Raw genomic sequence first — 21517 nt, 5'->3', positions numbered from 1 at the left:
GCCGCGCGGTGGGTATCCGCCCCTCGCCGAACGCGGCAGCGCCGAACCGCAGGCACGCCGCCCCGACTCCGGGAGACCCCTTGGCCAGATCGCCGGGCACGCCCCCGCGCCCGGACCGCGCGCGGTCGCTGCGGATCGTGCTCATCGCCTCGGCCAGGTACCCCATCCGGCAACCCTTCCCCGGCGGGCTGGAGGCGCACACCTGGCAGCTCGCGAGCCACCTGCGCGCCCGCGGGCACGCGGTCGAGGTGTTCGGCGGTCCCGGCTCGGACCCCGCGCTGCGGGTCCGGGTCCTCGACACCCGTCCCGCCCTGTCCGAGCACGCGCGCGCCGACACCAGCATGCCCGCGGGCCACTTCATGGCCGAACACCACGCCTACCTCGGGGTGATGCTGGAGCTGGCCCGCGACGGCGGCTACGACGTCGTCCACAACAACTCGCTGCACTACCTGCCCGTCGCCATGGCCGCGAACCTGCTCGCGCCGGTGCTGACCACGCTGCACACCCCGCCGACCCCCTGGCTGGAGTCGGCCATCGCGCTGGGCCCCGCCGGGCACTTCGCCGCGGTCAGCGCGCACACCGCCGACCAGTGGCGGGCGGGCGTCCCCGCGGCCACTGTGATCCACAATGGTGTCGACCTGGACATGTGGACTCCCGGGCCGGGCGGGGGAGTACCGGTGTGGTCGGGCAGGCTGGTGCCGGAGAAAGGTCCGGAGGACGCGATCCACGCGGCCCGCCGGGCGGGCCGCGGGTTGCGCCTGGCCGGTCCGATCCCGGACACCCGCTACTACCGCGAGCGGGTGCGGCCCCTGCTCGGCGACGGCGTCGAGTACGTCGGCCACCTCGCCCACCGGGACCTGGCCGCACTCGTCGGGTCCGCGGCGGTCGCGGTGGTCTCCCCCTGCTGGGACGAACCCTACGGCCTGGTCGTCGCCGAGGCGCTGGCCTGCGGGACCCCGGTCGCGGGCTACGCCCGCGGTGCGCTCCCGGAACTGCTCGACGACCACACCGGCGTGCTCGTCGACCCCGGCGACGTCGACGGCCTCGCCGCCGCCATCACCCGAGCGGCCGCGCTGGACCGCGAACGCGTGCGGGCGCACGCCGAACGCACGTGCTCGCTGGACGCGATGGTCGACGGCTACGAACGCCTCTACCGGGAACTGGCACCGTGATCGCCTACTACATCCACCACCACGGCTCCGGGCACCTGCACCGCGCCCGCGCCATCGCCGCGCGGTCGCGCACACCGGTGATCGGCCTGTCGAGCGCGCAGCGCCCGGCGGACTGGCCGGGCCGCTGGATCCGGCTCGCCGACGACGCGGGCGCCGATCCCGCGACCGACGACGTCACCGCCAACGGCACGCTGCACTGGGCGCCCCGCCACCACGGTGGGCTCCGGGAACGCATGAGCGCGGTGAGCCAGGTCCTCGCCGACGGCGCGCGGGTGCTCGTCAGCGACGTCTCCGTCGAGGTCGCCCTGCTCGCCCGGCTGCACGGCGTGCCCGTGGTGATCATGGCCCAACCGGGCTCGCGCACCGATCGACCGCACCGGCTCGCCTACGACCTGGCCGCCCGGCTGCTCGCCCCGTGGCCGCGGCGCCCGCAACCGGACTGGCCGACGCGCTGGCTGGCCAAGACCGTCCACCTGGGCGGGTTGTCCCGCTTCGACGGGAGACGACCCGAACCCGCCCGCGCCACCGGCCGGGTGCTGGCGATGTGGGGCTCCGGCGGGCTCGACGTCACCCCGGTCCACCTGCGCGCCGCCGCGGCGGCCACCCCCGACTGGGCGTGGACCGTGCTCGGACCCGAGCCGGTCGACGCCGCGGCGAACCTGCGCTGGGCGGGCTGGGTCGCCGACCCGTGGGACGCGCTGGCCGCCGCCGAGGTCGTCGTCACCCACGGCGGCCAGAACGCCGTGGCCGAGGTCGCGGCCGCGCGCCGGGCCGCCGTGGTCATCCCCCAGGACCGGCCCTTCGCTGAACAGCGGGCCACCGCCGCCGCGCTGCTGCGCGACCGCCTGGCGCTCGTCGCGCCGCGCTGGCCCATCCCCGACCGCTGGCCCGACCTGCTGCGCCGGGCACGGGAGCGCGGGGGTGCGCGCTGGGCGCACTGGTCACCCGGCAACGGCGCCGCGCGGGCCGCGGCCGAACTCGACGCGCTGGCCACATGAGCGCGCCCCGCACCGCGGTGGTCACCATCACCCACCGCCGCGACGACCACCTCCACCGGCAACGCGTCGGCCTCGCCGCCGAGCCACCGGACCTGCACGTGATCGTCGGCATGGACGACACTCCGCGGGTGCGGCCGATCCCCGGCGCCGCCCCGGTGACCCCCCTCGCGGTGTCGAGCCGGGGGAGCGGGCTGCCGCTGGCCCGCGCCCGCAACCGCGGCGCCGCCGCGGCGATCGCGGCGGGCGCGGACGTGCTGGTCTTCCTGGACGTCGACTGCGTCCCCGGTCGCCACCTGGTCTCCCGCTACACCGCGGCCGCCGGGCGGATCCCGTCACCCGCGCTGCTCTGCGGTCCGGTCGCCTACCTCCCGCCCCCACCCGCCGACGGCTACCCGATCAGCGGATTCGACGCCCCCATGCACCCGGCACGACCCGTCCCGGCACCCGGTGACATCGTCGCCGACGACCGGTTCGACCTGTTCTGGTCGCTGTCTTTCGCCACCACCGCGTCGACGTGGGCGACCCTGGGCGGGTTCTGCGAGGACTATTCCGGCTACGGCGCGGAGGACACCGACTTCGCCCTGACGAGCAGAGTCGCCGGGGCCACGCTGCACTGGGTCGGCGGCGCCGAGGCCTACCACCAGTACCACCCGCCGAGTCGCCACGAGCCCGCCCGCGCCCCCGAGATCGTCCGCAACGCCAACACCTTCCACCGCAGGCACGGCCACTGGCCCATGCGCGACTGGCTCGAAGACCTCGCGGTGGCCGGTGTGGTGGAGTTCGACCCCGCCCACGACCTGCTCCGGTCCGCCGGTCCCGGGGACGTCTAGGCTGCCTGCGTGGACCTGCGGACAAGCTCGTGGCACGAGCTGCTGAGCCGCGTCATCGACGCCGCGCACCGGGCCACCGCGTCGGACTTGGTCGACGTGGTGGTCTCGGCGTGCGCTCGGGTCGATGTCGGGGCGTGGCTGTACGTGGTCGACATGGCCCAGCGGCGGCTGCACCCGCTGCCCGCCCGGAGCGAACCGGCCGGGCGAGCACTCGGTGTGGACGACACGACAGGGGGACGGGCGTTCCGGACCGCCGAGATGGCGGTGACCGGGGTCGCGGGGGAGCGGCCGGTGCTGTGGGTCCCGATCGTCAACGGGACGGAACGGCTGGGCGTGCTCGCGTTGTCGCTGCCGCTGGACACGGACCCCGAAGACGTCGTGGTGCGGGAGCGGTGCTGGACGTTGGCGGGCCTGGTCGGACACCTCGTGATGTCCAAGCGGGCTTACAGCGACCTGCTGCACACCGTCCGCCGACCGCAGCCGTTGTCGGTGGCCAGCGAGCTGCTGTGGCAGCTGCTCCCGCCGCAGACCTTCGCCAGCGGCGACCTGGTGGTGTCCGCGACGATGGAGCCCTTCGACCGGGTCGGCGGGGACGGCTACGACTACGCCGTCGACGACACCCGCGCCTACTTCGCCGTCTTCGACGCCACCGGCCACGACCTGGCCGCCGGGCTGATCACCACGATGGTGCTGGCGGCCACCCGCAACGCCCGCAGGCAGGGCGGCGACCTGACGGCCATGGCCGCGGCGGCCGACGAGGTCCTCGACAGCCACCCCACCGATGGCGTGTGCACGGCGGTCCTCGCCGACTTGGACCTCACCACCGGCGAACTCCGCTACCTGCTGGCGGGCCACCCACCCCCCATCCTCCTCCGCGGCGGGCGCGTCGTGAGATCGCTGGACACCCGACCGCGGGTTCCGCTGGGAATGCGGCCCCGCCAGGACTCGACCGAGGTGTCGGGGGTGGGTGTCGAGCACCTGTGCCCGAGCGACCGCTTACTCCTTTACACCGACGGGGTCACCGAAGCCCGCGCCCCCGACGGCACCTTCTTCGGCGTCGACCGATTGGTCACACTCACCGAGCAGCACGAGGCCGCGGGTCTGCCCGCACCCGAAACCCTCCGACGCGTCACCCGAGCGGTGCTCGACCACCAGAACCGCGTCCTCCAGGACGACGCCACGTTGGTACTCGTCGAGTGGTCGCCGCGTGCCGCGGAGAACCTGCTACCGGGGTCGCCGCACGCAGGCGACGGGTGGCCCACCCGTTAGCAACTCCCGACGGCAAGCCGCCCGGCAGCCGGCTTGCCCACCCGCGGGACAGCGCGCCACCGTCGACACCAGGGTCACCTCAACCGCCTGCCGAGCACAGTGTCCCGTCCGGACGCACCGAGAACGCGCTGCGCCGCTGTGCGAGGCGGCGACCCCCTCGGTGCGGCGGCGTTCTCCGCTCGGTCGGCGGATACCCGGTCCGGCCTGACTCGATCTTCACGGCCCAGGCCGCGAGCCGAGAACCGCGCGGTGCCACCGTTTCCCCGGAGGGGCGGACCGGTGCCCCCGCGCACCGGGTCCGGGCAACCGGCGCCCGGATGCTGCCGGTGGCGGTCGGCGTCAGCTCAGTGCGGCCAGTCCGCGTTGCCAGCGGTTTCGGCGCTGGTCGGGGGTTTGCTCCCACCACGGTGTCCCGCGTTCGCCCAGTGCCACCTTGGCGTCCCGCACCCGCGCCCGGGCTTCCCGTTCCGCTTCGGCGTCCTGCTCGCGCAGAGCGACCCCGACATCGCGGCGGGCCCGCATCAGCAGCTTGCGCAGCTCGGCCGCGGGTTCGGCCGGGATCGCGGGATCGGTTGCCCGCCAACGCCTGCCGTTGACCACCACGTAGCGCCCGTCGGGTGTGCGCTCCGGTTCTGCCATACCACCAGAATCGCACTTGTCGACTGGTGCGGCCTGATGCGACTCCGGCAGGGTACGAGGGGGAGTACGGGTCGCTGTGGTCCAGGCAGTGATGCCGTTGTTCGAGTTGTCGAGCGGGCTCGAACGTTTCGAGACCCTGCTTCGCCAGGCTCCGTGAGTCCGGTACCGAATTGGTCGAGTTCCCGGCGCTTTTCTCGGCGGGTATCCCAAGGGCGCGTCCTCCGCGGTGCGACCGTCGCTGGAAAGGCGCGCACTGTTCAAGCGGTACCGCCGGTCGGCCTTCCAAGCCCCCGGTGAGCCGTTCGACCGGGCGCGCTGCGGTGGCCGGGGCCGGGCGCCTGGTCGTGATAGGCGTAGTGGAACGGTACGTACACACCGTCTATTGCTCGTCGCTGCTGTTCGACCCGGCGGGCACCCTCATCGGCCACCACCACAGGCTCATGCCCACCGGCGTCGAACGCCTGATCTGAGGCTAGGTCGACGGCTCCGACATCGCCGTCGGGGCCGCTGCTCCGTGCTCGCCGCCAACCGGTTCGCCACCCGCCGCGACTACCCCGCCGACTACCGCTCGGCGAACCGGTCGAGCCCGGGCACACCATGATCAACGGCTGCAACCGCGCCGTCGACCCGTTCGGGTGGCTGCCGGCCGGTCCCGTGTTCGGCCGGACGGACCTGCTGGTCGCCGACGTGGATCCCGATCTGCTCGCTGGTGCCTACCTCGACCTGGACGTGTCCGGCCACTACTCCCGCTCGGACCTCTCGCGCCTGGACCACTCCCCGCGCCCGGCCCGGATGGCCGCGCCACCGGTCGCCCGGTGAGTCGCCGGTGCGATCTACGCCTCTGACTGCCCGCGGCGTTGCGTCGACGACGCGGGGGTGGCGGGTCGGGAGGATCGGACCGTCGCCAACCACAGAGCCAACGCGACGAGGTCGACGACCAAGAGCGGCCAACGGACGCCGAGTGGTTCATCCTCACCGACCGGCGACAGCAGCGCGACCACGTCGAAGGCGGTCAAACCGAGGAAGGCCAGCGATCCGAGCTGGGCGAGCAGCCTGCGTAAACCCCGCCGGAGCAGCCCGGCCAGCGCGAGCACGGCGAACGCGAGGTGGATGGTGGCGGTCAGCGGATTGCCGAACAGGCCGACACCGCCGTCGTCGGTGGCACCGGGCATGATCGATCCGCCGGTGGTGAAAGTGACGACAGCGGTGGCCGAGAGCACCGCGGCCAGTGTGGCGCACAGGGCACCACCGAGCTTGTTCGACACCGGTGACCTCCTCGATGAACTGGTTGCGGTGCGGTTTCCCGGCCGGACCCCGACCAAACTCCCTGTCGGGTCGACGACTCGGAAATCCCGTGGGTCTCGCGCGTCCACGCGCGACCGACTCCGCACCCTCGTCCCCTATCAGCCGGTGAGCAGGCCGTTGACCCCAAGGAGGGGGTACTCGGTGATCCGGCCGGTGGCGGCATCGACGCGAGCGATCTTCATGCCGAGCGCTTCGGCGACCCGGATGGTGCCGTCGGCGGCGGTGCGGACGCCGACGGGGAACGACAGCGGCATGGGCGTGCTGTAGTTCGTGAACTGCCCGGTCGCCGGGTCGAACCGCGCCACTTGGCTGCTGAGGTACTGCTCGACCCGCAGCGCTCCGGTGTGGTCGAACTCGACCTCGCAGACCCCGCCCACCGGCAGCGACGAGGCCACCCTCCCGTACTCGGTGATCGACCCCACCACGCACGCCGGCGCGGGCGCCAACCCCGGCACCAAGACGAGCGCCGCGACTACCCGAACCCCTGCGCGCATCAACGCCTCCCAGGTCCGTCTACCAGCGACCCTGGGCGTCCCGGCTGCGTCCCGCGATCACCCGACTGGTGACGATCACCTTCGCCCTCGGCGCTTCGTCGCCCGTCAGAACGCACGGGACGGGTTCGACGGTCGCATCCGGGCGATGATTCGCGTCCGCTCGCGCTGGTGTGGCCCGGTTGGTGATCACGCGGGGTGGCTGTTGTCCTCGGATTCGGGTGGTGGTTCGCGGCAGCGGCGTTGGGGGGATTGTCATCTGCGCCCCGAGGGCGCAGCGTGGACGGACGGCTCGATCGCACCCGAGACAGGAGTGGTCATGATCGGCAGTGTGCGCAGGCTTCCGGTGGGCACGAGGTTGCGTGCGGTCCGAGCGACGGTCGTCGCGGTGGTACTCGTGCTGGTTGCCCCAGTCACGGTCGCCGCCCCCGCTCAAGCCGCGGTGATCGAGCTGACGTGCGACGTCAACGTCCATCTCAGCTTCAGTCCGGCGTTGACCGCCACGCAGACCACCGCGGACGTGGTCGCGGTCGCGACGGTCGTCAACTGCCTGTCGCCCAGCGGGAACCACAACGACCTCCAGGCGGGATCGGTCAGCGACGCCACCGGCACCATCACCAGCCTCGGCGGCGTCCCCTGCAACCTCCTCGCGACCATCACCGGCAGCGCCACCATCGACTGGTCACCCACGGGCGAGCACACCACGTTCGACTTCACCGTCAACACCAACCCCCTCAACGGCCTCATCGCCCTGCAGACCACCCAGACCAGCGGCCCGTTGAACGGCACCACCTCGCTCACCGTCGCCGCGGCCAACCCGAACCTCGGCTGCGCCCTCGGCGGCCTCTCCAGCCTCACCGTCCCGATCGGACAGACCACGTTCCTGGGAACCTGACCACCTCGACCGATGCGGACTGGGCGACCGCTCGTGGAGCGGATTCGGGTTGTCGGTCACTCCGACTTGTCCCGACTTCGGTGTGTGGTGTCGCCGATCCGGTCTGCCGGGTAGGTCAGTGTGGTGTCGAGGTCGAGTGTTCCCGGCCGGTCGAGGCACTGCTGGTAGAGATCGGCCACGGGTGCCGACAGCGCATCGGGGTGGGGTACTCGAGTACGTGGACGGGGTGGCCGTGCTCTGTGGCGTAGCGGTGGACGCCGTCGAGCAGAGCGTGGTCGAGTCCCCATTCGACCAGGTACGTCGCAGGACGCTGGTCCCGACCCGCGAAGGTCTCGTGATCGGTCAGGTGGCGGGCGCCGGGCTGCGGTCGGTGGTCGCCGCGGGTAGCGCCAGGAACGCGTACTGGGTGGTGCCACGGGGAGTGCGGTGGGTGTGGACCAGGTCGGCGAGTTGGTGCACCAGCAGCAGTCCGTGGCCGCCCAGGGAGCCCGGGGTGGCTGGTAGGTATCCGGCGAGGGGGTTCGCGAGGTGGCCCGCGTCGGCGACTTCGCACACAAGGTGCCCGTTGTGGTCGTGCAGCGCGAGCAGGCAGTCCCCGCCGCCGTGCAGCAGGCTGTTGGTGGTCAGTTCGGAGACGATCAGTTCCAGGTCGGCGACGCGCGCGGGACCCAGGCCGATCCGCTCGGCGTGGGTGGTCGCCCAGGTGCGGGCGGCGCGGATGCCCCCGGTGGAAGCGACCCGGAACCGCATCGCCGTGGCGTTGTCGAAGGTGAGTGCGCGGTTGTAGGCGTTGATGACCGCGTGGGGGTCGTAGTCGGGGCTGGCCAAGCGGTGGTGCCCGTCCCACAGTTGGGGGTGGGTGCGGCGCGCGTCGGCCACGACGAGCGGGTCGAGGCCCGCGCTGTCGTAGGGGCAGGCGATGGTGACGCGCCGCCCGGTGAAGACGAGGTTGATCAGCGCCTCGTGCTGGGCGCAGGCGGGGTACTCGGTGGGGGTGCGGCCCGCCCAGACGGGTCCGCCGATGATGCGGACGTGCCGGTCGGGGTGGGAGTCGGCGAAGCGGTGCAGCACGGTGGGGATGATGCGGCCGGGGTTGCGGCCCGCCCGGTACATGTCGATGAAGGTGACGCGATCGGCGTCGGCGCCGAGGGCGTCGCGCAGCAGCCGCAGCCGGGGTTCGGGGACCGCGACGGCGACGGGCTCGTCCGCGGCCAGCCCCTCAACGACGAATGGCACAAGGGCGCGCAGGTAGTCAGCGTCGGTGCGGTAGAACACGGCCGAGTGAGTGCTGGTCACGCGGCGGGCTCCACGCGGACGTGGTGCAGCTCCAAGGCCTGCCGCAACCGGGCTCGTCCTGCCCGGTTCCCGCGCAGGACGAGTTCGCTGTCGTGGCGGACGGCGTGCTCGGCCGGCCGCGGCAGATTGCGGTGGTCGATGAACTCCAGCGCGGTTGCGTCGATGACGATTTGTCCCGCCTCCAGGACGGGGTCGACGGTGCGCGGCGTCGCGCCGAACAGCTCGCCGTTGGCGAGGTCGAGTTCGCCGGAGAGCGCGGAGGCGGTGACCGGGTCGTCTGAGAAGCGGAAGCCGGTGGCGTCGGTGTTGTCGGCGGGGTGCACGGTGGCCAGGACGGCGGAGGCGTGTTCGCCGACGGAGTGGTGGTAGGCGCACATCGCGGTGAACGGGCGCAGCGCCATGTACCGGTCGACCTTGTGCTCGTAGCGGACGAACGCGGCCAACTGCTCCGGTGTCGCGACCAGGGCGGTGCGGTCCGCCGCGACCCGCAGACCCCGGTACCCGGCGGCGACCGCGGCCTCGGTGGCCTCCGCGCACACCCGCACCTGGGACTCGGGGTCGACCGCGGTCCCGGCGGGGTAGGCGCTGCCCAGCGACACCACCCGCGCACCGCCGTCGCGCGACGCGGCCTCCCGGCTGCTGAGCCCGGCGAGTTCGGCGGGCAGCGCGTTCGGGGCGCCGGGGCTGATGCACCAGACCTGCTGACCGGTGGTGATCCCCTCGGCCAGGGACTCCCGCGACCGGCGCGCGAACTCGGCCCGGTCGCGGTAGAGCCGGCACACGCGGTCGGCGAAGGCGCCGTGCCGCGCGTGGTCCACCACTCTCCGCAGTCGCATACCCGCCAGCGTAAGCCTGACGTGGCCCGGCGGCCGCACTGGGCGTCGAGCGCGATTGGACGCCTCGCCGGTGCCGTTCGACGGATGACGGTTGCGTAGCTGTGAGCGCGCCGCAGGGCCGAGGTCGTGGTCTGCGACCTGACCGTGGAAGCGGAGAACGCCCGGGTGGTCGAGCGCACGGTCGCCGCCTTCGGGCGCATCGACGTGCTGGTGTGCAACGCCGCGTACCAGATGTCGCAGGACGCCGGGCTGTCGGAGATCGACACCGCGCAGTTCGACCGCGTCATGAAGACCATCGTCTACGGCCTGTTCTGGCTGCGCAAGGCCGCGCTGCCCCACCTGCCGCCGGGGTCGGCGATCATCACCACGTCGTCCATCCAGGCGTTCCAGCCGTCACCGCACCTGCTCGACCACGCCGCCTCCAAGGGCGCGATCGTGAACTTCACCAAGGGCTTGGCGCTCAACCTCGTCGACCGCGGCATCCGGGTGAACTCCGTCGCCCCGGGTCCGGTGTGGACACCGCTCATCCCGGCCACCGTGCCCCCGGACAAGGTGGAGTCCTTCGGCGCCCAGGCGCCACTCGGCCGCCCCGCCCAACCCGCTGAACTCGCCCCCACCTACGTGTTCCTCGCCTCCCAGGAATCCAGCTACACCACCGGCGAGACCACCGCCGTGACCGGCGGATCACCGATCACCTGAGACGTGTTTGCCCGCGGGCGAGGGGGGTAGCCGATTGTGGATGTCCAGGGAGGCACTGATGCGCGATTCCCGAACCGTAGCGGCGATCGGACTGCTGGTGGTGGCCGTCGCGGCGGCATTGGTCGGTCTGCTGACCGATATCGGTTTCCTCATCGCCGCGGGGATCGCGGGCGGGATCGTGGTGCTCGTCGTCCTCGGGATGACCCGCTGGGGCGGCGGCAAGCCCGTGGGCGAACCGGGTGGCCCGGCCGAGCAGGACGTGGCATCCGACCCTGGCGTGGCGAGCACTCGCGAAACCGGCACCGACGGCCACGACTTCGTCGGCCGCGTCGAGGGGGAGGACGACAGCGCCGCCGAACGCACCGGAGCGGAGGTCCGAGCGCAGCGGCGCGGGACCCGGCGATGACCACGAGGCGCTCCGTTGCTCCGCGCCGGGCTCACCTGCGCGGAAGAGAAAGTCCACAGTGGAGTAAGATCTTGCGGCGCCTCCCCCGGTACGCTTCGACGGGAACGCGTTCGACCCGGCGCGGCGGCGTGCGGGTGGCGTCCCGGTGATCACGACGGCGTTGCGGGTGGTCGCGGCCCGTTCGCGCGACCGGGAGGATGGGCGTGCACAGCGACTCCGACGACGGCGAATTGTCGAGTCTGGTCGGCGACGCGGCCGTGGTGCGGCGGGTGTTCGACGAGATGGCGGTGATCGTGCTCGCGATAGCAGGCGGGGACCTGCGGATCTCGGTCGCCAACAGCGCGTTCCGGGCGCTGGTCGGCCGGTCGAGCCTGATCGGGTTGCCGTTGCGGGAGGCGTTCGCCGATCTCGCGGGTCAGCAGGTGGTGGAGATGCACGAGCGCGTCTACGCCACGGGGGAGCCGCTGAGCCAGCGGGGCTTCCGGGGCCAGCTGGAACCGGAGGGTGGCGAGCGCTTCGAGGTGTTCTTCGACTTCGACCTGATGCCCACCCGGGGCTCGGACGGCGCGGTGACCGGGATCATCGGCGTCGTCCGCGACGTCACCGCTGGGGCACGGGAAACCCGGGACGCGCAGCGCCGGGCGGCGCGGGCGGAGCAGCGCTACGCCGAGGCCCGGGACGTGATCACCACCCTGCAGGAGGAGCTGCTGCCCAGCGGCGTGCCGGTCCTGCCACGAGTCCGAATCGCGGCCAGCCACCTGCTGGCCGATGCCGACACCGCGGCGGGCGGGGACTGGTTCGACGCGGTGGCGCTCCCCGACGGGCGGGTCGGACTGGTCGTCGGCGACGTGGTCGGGCACGGCGTGTCCGCCTCGGCCGTGATGGGACAACTGCGGGTCCTGCTCCACGAACGCCTGGTCACCACCGGCGACATCACCACATCCCTACGAGCCCTGCACGCGGCGGCGACCCGCGTCCCGGGCGCCCACGCGGCGACCGTGTGCGTCGCCCTGCTGAACCCGACCACGGGTGTCGTGGAGTACTGCACCGCCGGGCGCCCGCCACCGTTGCTGCTGCCCGCCGGGGCCGAGGCCCGGTACCTGCCGCCCACCGGGGCGGCGCCGCTCGGCGTGGGCGAGGGCCGGTTCGGCACCGCGCGCGATCGACTCGACGACGCGGACATGCTGCTGCTCTACACCGACGGCATCCTGGAACGCCCCTGGCGGGACCTGGCCGGTGCCACGGTCGAGCTGGCCGCCGCCGCGACCGACATCGCCGCCGACCGCGCGTTGCGCGAGCCGTACTCCGTTCCGGTCGAGCGGGTCACCACGCAGGCCCTGGAGCTGCTGACCAGGGTGTCCGGCTACACCGACGACATCACCCTGAATCCCTCCTGTACTGCGCAAAGGGGCCATTCGTCCGGTCCGCTCCTGTTGTCCGGACGTCGGCCGCGCGGAGCCGCGCGACGGGTGGAGGGTTCGGGCGTGTCGGGTGCGCGGCCTGCCTCGGTGCGCCGGGTGATGTCGAGGTGACACGATCACCCGGTGACGTCCCCTCGGGCGTCGAGCGGCGGCGCTTGGAGGAGCACCCATGTCCGACCCGACGACCTCGCGCGGCCGAATGACCGAGACCGGCGCGGTGATCGACGTGCTGCTGGTCGAGGACGACGAAGGGGACGTGATCATGGTGCGCGAGGCGTTCGAGCAACGCCAGCCGGGCGCCCGCCTGCACGTGGTCAACGGCGGCATCGAGGCCGTGGCCTTCCTCAGACGCGCCGACGGCTACGCCGAGGCCCCAGACCGGACCTGATCCTGCTCGACCTCAACATGCCCCGCATGGACGGCCGCGAAGTCCTCGCCGAGGTCAAGAACGACCCGGCGTTCACGGCTATCCCGATCGTCGTGCTGACCACCTCCGCCGCCCAGGAGGACGTCCTGGCCAGCTACAACCTCTACGCCAACGCCTACGTCACCAAACCCACCGACCTCGACGAGTTCATGACCATCGTCGGCAAGATCGACGAGTTCTTCGGCACCACCGTCACCCTGCCCGACTGACGCGCTCGTTCACCGTTGTGGGTGGCCGTCAGGTGGGGGCCAGGCCGACCGCGGGCAGTGGCGAGCCCCCGAACCGGACACCGACGCCGTGCCGTTGCGAGGTCGAGGATTGAAGATCATCGATGCGGTGGCCGACGTCGTCCACGTCGACCGCGGCACGCCGGGCACCACGACGACCGTCGAGTTCGGCACTCGACCGACCCCACCATGACGGTCCGGCCTCTCGCCCGGGCGGTCGAAGGTCACCACCTGATCTGGGCGACGAGCAGGGCGATGTCGTCCCGGGCCGGGGTCGGCTCGATGAAGGCGTCAATGACCTGGGCGCACACCAGCCGGGCCGGGCAGGCGCAGCGGCGAACTCACCGCGTGGTCGGCGTCGGTCGGCGGGTGAGCGCGTCGAGCACCAGACGAGCCGGGAGCAGCATCGCGGCCAGCCCGCGGCTGGCGTCGGACTCCTCCACCGAGCCGGTGAGCCGGGAGTCGAGCGCGGCGATCCGCTCCCGGGCGCGGTCCACCGCGGCCACCAGGTCGTCCTCGGGGCCGTTGACGGTGTCGATCACGGCCGCCAGCTCGTCCAGCAGCGCGGCGTAGTCCGCACGCGAACGCGGCGACGGGTAACGGGTCACCGGCCCGTCATCCGCGCACGACTGCACGGCCTCCGCGATCTGCACCACCCGCGGCCACGCCTCCCGTAGGTTCACGGCACGACCACCCGCCCGACCGGGCCGCGTGCGCACGTTGAGCCGGATCGCCTCGGCGTTCCACCGCACAGCCTCCTCGGCGCGGCGCACCCACTCCTCGGACCCGCGCGTCCGCCGCACCCACCCCGACGGGTCACGCGGTCCACCTTCGGCGCGCAGCGCGTCCGCAAGCTCGACCAGCACCGCCCGCAGCTCCGCCCCCAGCTCGGCGGTGGTCCGCCGAGCCCAGCGGTCGTAGGTCGGCGGGAACACCAGACTGTTGACCAGCGTGCCGGTCACCGCACCCAACGCGGTCTCCAGCAACCGGTCGAGCAACATCACCTCCTGGCTGGCACCGGTCACCGTCAACACCAGCACGACGGTGACCCCGATCCACTTGCCGCTCTCGCCGAACACCGACCACCGACCCACCAACAACCCCACCGCCACCGCCACACCCAGCGCCACCGCGTGCTCCGGGATCAACCGCAGCACCAGGAACGCCACCAGCACCGCGGTGGACGCCGCGGCCAACTGCTGCGCCGACCCCCGGATCGACCGGTACACCGTCGACTCGATCATGAACACCGCCGCGTACGGCGCCAGGAACGGCTGCGGTAGATCCCACAACCCGTCGGCCAGCAGCCACGCCACCACCGCCGCGACCGCACCCTTGCCCGCCTGCAAGAAGGAATGTCCGCTCATCATTCCCTAACATGCCCACAAACTCGAAGGACTATCACGTACCTCCATGATCACCGAGACGGCCCCGACGGCCCTACATCGCAGGCGGCCATCGCCGGCGCTCGGCCCGTGCTGAAACCTGTGTCCCAGAGGACGATGCCCCCGGGCCGACTCCGTCGAGACCACGGGCGAACCCGACAGCCGCGGTCTGGCAGGCGAGTGCCACCACACCGGCGTCAACTCGCTCGAGTGGACAAGCGCGTTGGGATTTCCTCGGCCCACGGTTGATCTTGTGGCATGTCCGGTCTGGAGTCACCACTCATCGGGCGGCCGATCACGCTGGGAAGAAGGGTGACGGGTGAGCCTAGAGGCGTGAGATGACAGATAGTGAGAATTGTGTGACATAGAGCCACCGATTTGGTCCAGCGACTCAGCGAGCCCAGCCCACCAAGGAGTGGCGGGGCTCGCTTTCACGCAGCCCGGTGTGCGAGGTGGACGAAGTACCTGGACGCGCGTCTGCCTGTGGCGCTCGAAGCGGATCGCGACAGCACATCAGCGTGCCCGGCGTCCCTGCTGTTGTCTGCGGGGCAAGGCTTGGCAGAAGTCGGAATTCTCTACGATTTGCCCGACTCCGATGGCCCGGAGTCGGGCAAGTCGGCGTAGTCGGGCAGGTCGACGCCGTTGAGGGCGCGGTCGATCAGGGCCATGAGAGCCTCCATGTCGGGCTCCTCGGCGTCCGTCCCGGGGGAGGCCTGGCTGCTGGTGTGCAGCCTGCCGATCTCCTGGTTCGCGTCGACGAACGGGCGCATGTGGGCCTCGTAGGCGGCAAACCCGGCTTCGGGGTCCCACTTGGCGGCGGCCAGCTCCCCAGCGAGCAGGTAGGCGCCGACCAGGGCCAGCCCGGTGCCCGCCCCGGACATCGGGGACGGGCTGAACGCGGCGTCGCCGATCAACGCCACGCGGCCGTCGGACCAGCGGTCCATCTCCACCTGGGCGACCTGGTCGAGGTAGAAGTCCGGTGCGTCGTCCAAGTGCGCGAGGATGCGCGGGGTCAGCCAGCCCAGGCCGGACATCCGCTCGCGCAGCAGGTGTTTCTGTCCCTCGACGTCCCGGTGGTCGACCTCGAGGTCGGCCGCGGGAAAGGCGAACACCGCCATCGCCTGGGTCGCGTCCTTGATCGGCCGCAGCCCGGCGGACCGCGCGGACCCCGGGTCCCGGTACTCGATGAACCAGCGACCCAACCCGAACTCGTTCGGCACGCTGTAGAAGGCCAACACGAGCCCCAAGTGCCGGATGAACCCCTCACGCGGCCCGAACACCATCGCCCGCAACGACGAGTGCAGCCCGTCGGCGCCGATCACCAGGTCGAACCGCCGCCGGTCGCCACCGTCGAAGGTCACGTCGACCCCGTCCGCGTCCTGGGTGAGCCCGACAATCCGGTCACCGAAGACGTACTCCACGCCATCGCGGGTGTCGTCATACAGCACCCGCGACAAATCCCCGCGCAGGATCTCGATCTCCGCGATGGGCCCGTCCCCGCCGTCGTCCTCGGCGCGGTAGGTCTCCAGCACGTTCCCGTCGACGTCGACGGTGTGCGCACCCTCGGTGTCCGTACAGGCCGCCCGCACCGCAGCGTCCAACCCCATCCGCCGAATGACCTCCTTGGCCACCCCGCGCGCGTCCACCGCCTGCCCACCCGGCCGCAACCCGGGCGCCCGCTCCACCACGGTCACCTCGGCTCCCCGCCGCCGCAACCAATGCGCCAACGCGGGCCCCGCGATACTCGTCCCCGCCACCAACACCCTGCTACCACTCACCGCAGCCCCCGATTGCCCACCTGGATGACAACGCGGAGTGTAGGCGCCGGTCATCGCGGCCCAGCAGGACCTCGCTCCAACACGCGGGGCCAGATCCGTCGAACGCGCCGCAAGAGACCGTCAAGACTTAGCATGCCCGGCATGAGCTCACTGAAGACGCTCGTGGTCTCGGGCGCCTCTGTCGTGTCGGCCGTTGTCGGTATTTTGTCATTGACTCACAACATCTTCGGTGGAGCACGGTGGTTCGGGATCTCTGTCGGCGCGATGATGGTCATCGGGGGCGCCATCATGTCGTATTCTCAGGTAAAGAACTCGTCACCGTCGCTTGTATTCGCGGTTTCCAGCTCTGCCCTCGTCGTCATCGGGGCGGCTCTGGCCGCGACATTGATATTCCTTCCCGCGGGCACACCCGCGGTCAGGACCGTGTCGGCAGGTGAAGGGAGGTTGTCGATCCTCTTCCCCGGCGACGACGAGGTCGTCCAGGGACGGACGCGGATCTCGGGGAGGATCGAAGAAACGCTACCTCCCGGTGACTCGGTCTGGTTCTTCATCGGCAACGTGCCACCCTCCGGCGGGAACTCGAGCGTCTTCTACCTGCAGGACGGACCGTGTCCGGTGACGGACAACGGCCGAACCTGGTACTGCGACTGGGCTCCAGCCATGAACAATCCGCGGCAGGTGCGGATCTACGTCGTCCAGGCGCGCCGAACGGTTCCCCTCACCCTGGTCTCGAGCCTGATCCACGGCGCGATGCGTGACCAGATCAACAGTGGCGCGGACAACCCGGGCGAGGACCCCAGGAACTACCAGCGCATTCCGGAAGGGCCCGACTTGCAGGTCATGGACGAGGTGACCGTCGGAATCCGCCCCTAGCCGGTCGGAGCCGAAGGCCGCCCCGCCGTCACACCAGGAGTTCGATGACGATTCCGGAGACAAGGGCCAGTGCCAACCCGGCGGCCAACGTCACGCCGAAGAGGACGTGCGTCGGGAAGCCCGCGTCGAAGTGCACGCGGTGTCCGGCCGCGGTACGCGCGAGCATCACCCCGCACACGACCAGCGGTACCGCGACGGCGAACAGGAAGGCCGTGCTCGTCAGGCCGGTGACCATGTCCCCGGTGTCGCCGGAGCGGATTTGCGTTGGCAGCCGTGTCCCCTCCGGCAACGACTGGGGCAGCGAGTCCACCGTGTAGTAGCTGATGCGCCCCGTCTTCGAGGGGTCCGCCGGGACGACGGCGCCGTTGCACTGCCAGGATCCCATCACCTCGTCACAGCGGTCGACGATCAGGAACCCGTCGTGGGGAAGCCACTTGGGGTAGCCGAGCAGGTGGCCGACCCCGAACCACAACCCGACCAGCGGACCTACGACCAGGAGGGCGGCGGCGAGCCAGCGAGCGGCCGGAACGATCTTCCACATGTCTGGAGTATCCGACCTGCTCCCGGGCGACCGGACAGGGTTGATCAAGTCGTTGGCAGCGATCCGCGGCGCGGGCCGGTCGATCCCGGGTACGGGTTCCCCAGCTTGTGCGGGGGATGGCGGTCAGATGTCGCTGACACGGCATTCGGGCAGTCGGCCGCGGACGACCGAGTCGATCTCGGCGAGCAGCCTGGACCCGCTCGCGGCGTTGAGGAACGAGGCGGTCACCACGGTGCCCGCGAGCTGTGCCAGGTCAACCGCGCGCAGGTCCAGTGCGGTGGCCACCGCGAGGTACTCGCCCTCCAGGGTGGCGCCGAACATGGGCGGTTCGTCGGTGTTGAGGGTGACCACCAAGCCGTGGTCGAGTATGCGCCGGACCGGGGTGGGTGGCGATCGAGTCGACCTGCCGGGTCCGGACGTTGGAGGTCGGGCACACCTCCAGCGGGATCTGGTGTTCGGCGAGGTGCGCCATCAGAGCCGGGTCCGTGGCGCGGCTGGTGCCGTGGCCGATCCGCTCGGCGGCCGCGGCGGCACGGCCCTCGGCATGCCCGGTGAGCAGCTCGTCGCCGGGCACGCCATCGAGGAGGTGGTTGTAGGGCGTGACGGTGGCCTCGGCGTAGCGCGCACCCGGGTGCCGTGCGCGACGGCGAGAACGGTGCCCACCCCCTAACCCACCAGGTGGACGTGCAGCTCGACCTTGGGCGGGGCGTGGACGAAGGCACGCACGTGTACCGTCGAGTTGCGGCCGCTGACCGCGCTCAGACCATACCGTGACCGGGTCGGATTCCTGTGCGCAACGAGTTCTCCGGCCAAGCGGGCTCCCCAAGACCGTCAAAAGCTCGTGTTCTCCGGTGACGCGCGGGACACCGCCCTCACAGGCGACGAGTTCCGCGCCGTCGCCGGGCGGGAAGCGGGTCCGGGCAAGCGGGCCGTTCTGGACGAACTCGTCGCAGCCATCGCCGCACGGCGTGGACCAGCGTGCGGGGAGTGTGGTGGTGGCGAGCCTCCCGGATCTTCGGGGACCGCCACCTGGACAGCGGGTACGACGACTGGGTGGCGCGCCGGTGGTAGGCCGCGCTCCCGCGAGAGGTGGTCTGACATGTCCCGGACGTTCGACGTGGTGCCCGGCGCGGTGGTGCGGCGGATCCTGGACGCCGACCGCGCGGCCGTGCAGGGGGTCGTCGACGACGCCTACCGCGCGCGCCACAAAGGCGTGACGGTCAATCCGGACAGCTACTTCCTGCGCTTCCCGGACAAGCCGGACGCGCGGATCATCGCCCTGCCCGCCTAAGCGGGCGGCGACGTCGACCTGGCCGGTCTGAAGTGGATCGCCGGCTTCCCGGCCAACACCCGCGACGGCCTGCCACGCGCGTCCGCCGTGCTGGTGCTCAACGACTACGCCACCGGCTACCCGATCGCGTTGCTCGAAGCGGCCACCATCAGCTCGGCCCGCACCGCCGCCTCCGCCGCGCTGGCCGCCGCGGCACTGGGATCGGCGCCCGCGCCGGTGGTTGGCGTGGTGGGCGCCGGGGTGATCGCCCGCGCCATCCTCGACCACCTGGTCGCGGCCGGGGTGCGACCGTCCGCGGTCCGCGTGCACGACCTGGACGAGCGGTCCGGAACGGCCCTGGCCGAGCACGCCCGCTCGGTCGCCCCGGCGACGTTCCACGCCGATCCCACCCCGGTGCTGGCGGCCGACGTCGTGGTGTTCGCGACGACCGCGGCGGCGCCGCACGTGCGCGAGCCGTTCGCACCGGGGCAGCTCGTGCTCGACATCTCCCTGCGCGACCTGCCGCCGGAGGTACTCCTGGCCGCGCACAACGTCGTCGACGACGTGGAGCACTGCCTGACGGCGAACACGTCGCCGCACCTGACCGAACAACTGTTGGGCCACCGCGACTTCATCGCGGGCACGCTCGCACAGGTGCGCGCCGGGGAGTTGGAGCTGACGCCGGACCGCCCGGTGGTGTTCTCCCCGTTCGGCCTGGGAGTGCTCGACATCGCGGTCGGGGCGCACGTGCTCACCGTGGCCCGCGCCCGCGGCGAGGCGGTGGAGATCCCGGACTTCTTCGGCGAGCTGACCCGGTGGTGACCCGTTCGGTCGGCCCCGACGGTGTCGTCCGGATGGACCGACTGCGGTGCGTGTGGCCACCGCGACGGTGGCCACACGCACCCGGCGATATCAGCGCAGCGGGCGGCGGCTTCGGCGGATCAGGAAGGCGCCGAGCAGCACGGCCAGCAGACCGGACACGACCGACCACGCCGGGTCCACCCCGGTCTGGGCGAGATCACCCGGCCGGGTCACCGGCACCGGGTGCGCGACCTGCACGCCCCGCGGCGGCACCACGGGCGGCGCCGGGCGGGTCGGGGGCGGAGTCGGCTCTCGCTGCTCGGGGCCCGGCTCGACCCACACGCGGGTGAGGTCCGGCCCCGGTCGCAGCCGGAACGGGTAGGGCCGGTCGGTCCGCGTCGTCACGATCCGCCACGGGCCCGCCACGCCGATGCTGTAGGTCCCCTCTATCACCGGCGCGAACGCGAACTCCCCACGCTCGCCGCTCACGGTGCGGACCACCACACGACCCGTCGAGTCGGCGAGGTACACCGGAACGCCTGCCTGGCCGCGTGCGCGCGGGCCACCGCAGCGGGGGAAGATGACCGGGTAGCAGGACGTGTAGCCGTCGAGCACGACCACAAAGCCGGAGAGGGTGGCGTAGCCGGGCGCCACGCGCGTCACCGCCCGGGCGTCGACGACACCGGGGAAACCGGAAAAGAGGCCGAAATGGCACGAGACCACGTAGTTGGTTCCCGGCTCCGTGGACCGGTGAATCGTGGTTCGCGCGTGCACGACCGCCGTTGAGCGGGCGGCGATGCTCACTCCGGTGTAGGTCCCGAGTCCGCCGAGGTCGTCGCCCTCCGGTCCCCCGGACTCGCACCACGCGTGCAGGCCGGTGATCGGCGTCCCGCCGAGGTTGGTCAGCCGGATCGTCAGAGGGACGGTTTCCGCGGCGCGGTTGAGATTGTTGTCGAAGCGCATCGACGCGGTGAAGGCACCGGTGAGGTCGCGTACCCCGAACAGGTCCATGACGGTTTCCCGGTCCGCGGTGGTGTCGATGGAGTTCCTACGGAAGACCCAGCCATCGGATGCGGCCTCGACACCGATCTCGTACCTGCCCACCGGTAGGTCTTGAAAGGCGAAGTGCCCATCGGTATCGGTGCGCGTCCGATAGGTGCCCGCAGGGGTACCACCGGATACGGTCACCAGTGCATTCGCCAACTCCTCACCCGGTTGCCGCACGCTATCGGCATTGGCGTCGCCGTAGACGGTGCCGGTGTACGCGGAACGCTGCTGGGTGACCGTGGCGGTGGCACTCGCCGTGTTGTCCGACGGGTCGGCGTCGGGAGTGTCGGCGAGGACGGTGGCGGTGATGGTCAGCGGCCCCGCGCCTGCGAGCCGGGACAGGTCCATCGCAGCGGTCGCCTCGATGGACGCGTCGGGCTCGATCGTCCACGGGGACGGGAGGGGGTACCACGTGGGTGTCAGCGGGCCGGAGGTGGTGAGGGTGAGGTTGTGGGCAGGCGCGGTTCCGGTGTTGGTCACCGAAAGGCGCAACTGCGCGGTGTCGCGGATGTCGTAGGCGGGCTGGAGGAATTCGAGGGTGACCCGAAGATCCGATTTCTCTTCGGCGGAATCACCGCTCACCTTCGAGGGCGCCGGGACTGCGGTGGGCGGGGTTGTGATCGTTGGCGTTGTTGCGGTGGGTTCCGGCGCGTGGGTGGTGGGTGGTTGCGTTGTCGGGCTTGTCGGACCGGACGTGGTCGTGGGGACATCGGACGTTGTGGTTGTGGCTGTCGTGGATTGTTCGGTCGTCCCCTGATCCGCCCACGCAGTGGTGGCAACCGCCAGCAGAAGGGTTGCCACCAAGGGCAGACAGGCGATGGCGGCTGTTCGGGGTGGTTGTCTGTCGGTCATCCTCTTCCCCTCGATTCGTAGCCGTAGACCAATGTCCACAATGGTCAGTCGAGGCGGCA

25 protein-coding genes and 1 pseudogene are annotated in these 21517 nt (G+C 71.6%); 15 read left to right on the top strand and 11 right to left on the bottom strand.

Going from position 1 to position 21517, the window contains the following annotated elements:
- Positions 1-80: 80 nt before the first annotated feature.
- From V5P93_RS19240 to V5P93_RS19225, 4 genes are read left to right on the top strand one after another with little or no spacing between them, the layout of a single operon-like run.
- Positions 81-1172 carry a glycosyltransferase gene (locus V5P93_RS19240; protein WP_104480602.1) on the top strand — a complete coding sequence of 364 codons (1092 nt, stop codon included), beginning with the start codon at positions 81-83 and terminating at the stop codon, positions 1170-1172.
- A complete protein-coding gene (locus tag V5P93_RS19235) occupies positions 1169-2170 on the top strand; it encodes a glycosyltransferase (RefSeq protein ID WP_104480601.1) in 1002 nt (333 codons plus the stop codon). The genes V5P93_RS19240 and V5P93_RS19235 overlap by 4 nt, the downstream gene beginning before the upstream one ends.
- Positions 2167-3000: a glycosyltransferase family 2 protein gene (locus V5P93_RS19230; protein ID WP_104480600.1), complete on the top strand. Its 834-nt coding sequence runs from the start codon at positions 2167-2169 to the stop codon at positions 2998-3000. Before V5P93_RS19235 ends, V5P93_RS19230 begins: the two co-directional genes overlap by 4 nt.
- 9 nt (positions 3001-3009) lie before the next feature.
- Positions 3010-4269, top strand: a complete 1260-nt coding sequence (locus tag V5P93_RS19225) for a PP2C family protein-serine/threonine phosphatase (protein ID WP_104480599.1) — start codon at positions 3010-3012, stop codon at positions 4267-4269.
- 339 nt (positions 4270-4608) lie between these two features.
- Here V5P93_RS19225 and V5P93_RS19220 read toward each other — a convergent pair whose 3' ends face one another.
- Positions 4609-4908 carry a hypothetical protein gene (locus V5P93_RS19220; protein ID WP_104480598.1) on the bottom strand — a complete coding sequence of 100 codons (300 nt, stop codon included), beginning with the start codon at positions 4906-4908 and terminating at the stop codon, positions 4609-4611.
- A gap of 597 nt (positions 4909-5505) precedes the next feature.
- Between V5P93_RS19220 and V5P93_RS19215 the strand changes: the two genes are divergently transcribed.
- Complete coding sequence (locus V5P93_RS19215) at positions 5506-5727, top strand: hypothetical protein (protein WP_104480597.1); 222 nt, start codon at positions 5506-5508, stop codon at positions 5725-5727.
- Between the two features lie 14 nt (positions 5728-5741).
- On the opposite strand, the gene V5P93_RS19210 is transcribed toward V5P93_RS19215, so the two are convergent.
- Both V5P93_RS19210 and V5P93_RS19205 read right to left on the bottom strand, forming a co-directional pair.
- A complete protein-coding gene (locus V5P93_RS19210; protein WP_104480596.1) occupies positions 5742-6173 on the bottom strand; it encodes a hypothetical protein in 432 nt (143 codons plus the stop codon).
- A 138-nt stretch (positions 6174-6311) separates the two neighbouring features.
- The gene (locus V5P93_RS19205; protein ID WP_181043624.1) at positions 6312-6707 is read right to left on the bottom strand and encodes a hypothetical protein; all 396 of its coding nucleotides are present in this window, start codon (positions 6705-6707) and stop codon (positions 6312-6314) included.
- 316 nt (positions 6708-7023) lie between these two features.
- Here V5P93_RS19205 and V5P93_RS19200 point away from each other — a divergent pair, with 316 nt between their 5' ends.
- Positions 7024-7599, top strand: coding sequence for a hypothetical protein (locus tag V5P93_RS19200; protein ID WP_146108133.1), 576 nt, complete (start codon positions 7024-7026; stop codon positions 7597-7599).
- Between the two features lie 342 nt (positions 7600-7941).
- On the opposite strand, the gene V5P93_RS19195 is transcribed toward V5P93_RS19200, so the two are convergent.
- Together V5P93_RS19195 and V5P93_RS19190 are read right to left on the bottom strand one after the other, a co-directional pair.
- The gene (locus V5P93_RS19195) at positions 7942-8895 is read right to left on the bottom strand and encodes a sensor histidine kinase (protein WP_104480594.1); all 954 of its coding nucleotides are present in this window, start codon (positions 8893-8895) and stop codon (positions 7942-7944) included.
- Positions 8892-9731: an MEDS domain-containing protein gene (locus V5P93_RS19190; protein ID WP_104480593.1), complete on the bottom strand. Its 840-nt coding sequence runs from the start codon at positions 9729-9731 to the stop codon at positions 8892-8894. The genes V5P93_RS19195 and V5P93_RS19190 overlap by 4 nt, the downstream gene beginning before the upstream one ends.
- 123 nt (positions 9732-9854) lie before the next feature.
- On the opposite strand from V5P93_RS19190, the pseudogene V5P93_RS19185 reads away from it, so the two are divergent.
- The 5 genes and pseudogenes from V5P93_RS19185 to V5P93_RS19165 form a co-directional block, all read left to right on the top strand.
- A pseudogene (locus V5P93_RS19185) lies at positions 9855-10430 on the top strand (SDR family oxidoreductase); the annotation flags it as partial.
- 58 nt (positions 10431-10488) lie between these two features.
- On the top strand, positions 10489-10836 hold the full coding sequence (locus V5P93_RS19180; RefSeq protein WP_219824046.1) for a hypothetical protein: 348 nt from the start codon (positions 10489-10491) through the stop codon (positions 10834-10836).
- Between the two features lie 203 nt (positions 10837-11039).
- Positions 11040-12368: a PP2C family protein-serine/threonine phosphatase gene (locus V5P93_RS19175; protein ID WP_181043623.1), complete on the top strand. Its 1329-nt coding sequence runs from the start codon at positions 11040-11042 to the stop codon at positions 12366-12368.
- 58 nt (positions 12369-12426) lie between these two features.
- Positions 12427-12645, top strand: a complete 219-nt coding sequence (locus V5P93_RS19170; protein ID WP_342752289.1) for a hypothetical protein — start codon at positions 12427-12429, stop codon at positions 12643-12645.
- Positions 12646-12671: 26 nt separating this feature from the next.
- On the top strand, positions 12672-12893 hold the full coding sequence (locus V5P93_RS19165; RefSeq protein WP_342752288.1) for a hypothetical protein: 222 nt from the start codon (positions 12672-12674) through the stop codon (positions 12891-12893).
- A 359-nt stretch (positions 12894-13252) separates the two neighbouring features.
- Here the strand turns inward: V5P93_RS19165 and V5P93_RS19160 are convergent, their stop codons facing one another.
- Positions 13253-14278, bottom strand: coding sequence for an aromatic acid exporter family protein (locus V5P93_RS19160; RefSeq protein ID WP_181043622.1), 1026 nt, complete (start codon positions 14276-14278; stop codon positions 13253-13255).
- Between the two features lie 593 nt (positions 14279-14871).
- Positions 14872-16074 carry an FAD-dependent monooxygenase gene (locus V5P93_RS19155; protein WP_181043621.1) on the bottom strand — a complete coding sequence of 401 codons (1203 nt, stop codon included), beginning with the start codon at positions 16072-16074 and terminating at the stop codon, positions 14872-14874.
- A gap of 141 nt (positions 16075-16215) precedes the next feature.
- Here V5P93_RS19155 and V5P93_RS19150 point away from each other — a divergent pair, with 141 nt between their 5' ends.
- A complete protein-coding gene (locus tag V5P93_RS19150) occupies positions 16216-16947 on the top strand; it encodes a hypothetical protein (RefSeq protein WP_146108132.1) in 732 nt (243 codons plus the stop codon).
- Positions 16948-16975: 28 nt separating this feature from the next.
- On the opposite strand, the gene V5P93_RS19145 is transcribed toward V5P93_RS19150, so the two are convergent.
- The 3 genes from V5P93_RS19145 to V5P93_RS19135 form a co-directional block, all read right to left on the bottom strand.
- The gene (locus V5P93_RS19145) at positions 16976-17488 is read right to left on the bottom strand and encodes a hypothetical protein (RefSeq protein ID WP_104480588.1); all 513 of its coding nucleotides are present in this window, start codon (positions 17486-17488) and stop codon (positions 16976-16978) included.
- A gap of 123 nt (positions 17489-17611) precedes the next feature.
- Positions 17612-17839 (bottom strand): hypothetical protein, encoded by a 228-nt coding sequence (locus V5P93_RS19140; protein ID WP_374065044.1) that lies wholly within the window; start codon positions 17837-17839, stop codon positions 17612-17614.
- Entirely contained in the window at positions 17742-17960 is a 219-nt protein-coding gene (locus V5P93_RS19135) for a hypothetical protein (RefSeq protein WP_374066511.1), read from the bottom strand. The genes V5P93_RS19140 and V5P93_RS19135 overlap by 98 nt, the downstream gene beginning before the upstream one ends.
- Before the next feature lie 30 nt (positions 17961-17990).
- Between V5P93_RS19135 and V5P93_RS19130 the strand changes: the two genes are divergently transcribed.
- From V5P93_RS19130 to V5P93_RS19120, 3 genes are all read left to right on the top strand, one after another.
- On the top strand, positions 17991-18158 hold the full coding sequence (locus V5P93_RS19130; protein WP_374066642.1) for a hypothetical protein: 168 nt from the start codon (positions 17991-17993) through the stop codon (positions 18156-18158).
- 429 nt (positions 18159-18587) lie between these two features.
- The gene (locus V5P93_RS19125; protein ID WP_245931421.1) at positions 18588-18779 is read left to right on the top strand and encodes a hypothetical protein; all 192 of its coding nucleotides are present in this window, start codon (positions 18588-18590) and stop codon (positions 18777-18779) included.
- Positions 18780-18797: 18 nt separating this feature from the next.
- Positions 18798-19580: an NAD(P)-binding domain-containing protein gene (locus tag V5P93_RS19120; protein WP_342752292.1), complete on the top strand. Its 783-nt coding sequence runs from the start codon at positions 18798-18800 to the stop codon at positions 19578-19580.
- 90 nt (positions 19581-19670) lie between these two features.
- Here V5P93_RS19120 and V5P93_RS19115 read toward each other — a convergent pair whose 3' ends face one another.
- Complete coding sequence (locus tag V5P93_RS19115) at positions 19671-21188, bottom strand: carboxypeptidase regulatory-like domain-containing protein (RefSeq protein WP_181043620.1); 1518 nt, start codon at positions 21186-21188, stop codon at positions 19671-19673.
- Positions 21189-21517 lie beyond the last annotated feature (329 nt).

It is taken from the genome of Actinokineospora auranticolor (assembly GCF_041897805.1).
GTDB classification, from domain to species: Bacteria; Actinomycetota; Actinomycetes; order Mycobacteriales; family Pseudonocardiaceae; genus Actinokineospora; species Actinokineospora auranticolor.
Note: the sequence above shows the minus strand (reverse complement) of the source record. Positions and strands in the feature narration are given on the sequence as shown.

Bases quoted from the DNA above. Each gene is read 5' to 3' on its own strand.
- V5P93_RS19230 (WP_104480600.1), top strand. From the start codon at position 2,167: ATGAGCGCGCCCCGCACCGCGGTGGTCACCATCACCCACCGCCGCGAC.
- V5P93_RS19220 (WP_104480598.1), bottom strand. From the start codon at position 4,908: ATGGCAGAACCGGAGCGCACACCCGACGGGCGCTACGTGGTGGTCAAC.
- V5P93_RS19215 (WP_104480597.1), top strand. From the start codon at position 5,506: ATGATCAACGGCTGCAACCGCGCCGTCGACCCGTTCGGGTGGCTGCCG.
- V5P93_RS19205 (WP_181043624.1), bottom strand. From the start codon at position 6,707: ATGCGCGCAGGGGTTCGGGTAGTCGCGGCGCTCGTCTTGGTGCCGGGG.
- V5P93_RS19200 (WP_146108133.1), top strand. From the start codon at position 7,024: ATGATCGGCAGTGTGCGCAGGCTTCCGGTGGGCACGAGGTTGCGTGCG.
- V5P93_RS19190 (WP_104480593.1), bottom strand. From the start codon at position 9,731: ATGCGACTGCGGAGAGTGGTGGACCACGCGCGGCACGGCGCCTTCGCC.
- V5P93_RS19180 (WP_219824046.1), top strand. From the start codon at position 10,489: ATGCGCGATTCCCGAACCGTAGCGGCGATCGGACTGCTGGTGGTGGCC.
- V5P93_RS19170 (WP_342752289.1), top strand. From the start codon at position 12,427: ATGTCCGACCCGACGACCTCGCGCGGCCGAATGACCGAGACCGGCGCG.
- V5P93_RS19165 (WP_342752288.1), top strand. From the start codon at position 12,672: ATGGACGGCCGCGAAGTCCTCGCCGAGGTCAAGAACGACCCGGCGTTC.
- V5P93_RS19160 (WP_181043622.1), bottom strand. From the start codon at position 14,278: ATGAGCGGACATTCCTTCTTGCAGGCGGGCAAGGGTGCGGTCGCGGCG.
- V5P93_RS19150 (WP_146108132.1), top strand. From the start codon at position 16,216: ATGAGCTCACTGAAGACGCTCGTGGTCTCGGGCGCCTCTGTCGTGTCG.
- V5P93_RS19145 (WP_104480588.1), bottom strand. From the start codon at position 17,488: ATGTGGAAGATCGTTCCGGCCGCTCGCTGGCTCGCCGCCGCCCTCCTG.
- V5P93_RS19135 (WP_374066511.1), bottom strand. From the start codon at position 17,960: ATGGCGCACCTCGCCGAACACCAGATCCCGCTGGAGGTGTGCCCGACC.
- V5P93_RS19125 (WP_245931421.1), top strand. From the start codon at position 18,588: ATGTCCCGGACGTTCGACGTGGTGCCCGGCGCGGTGGTGCGGCGGATC.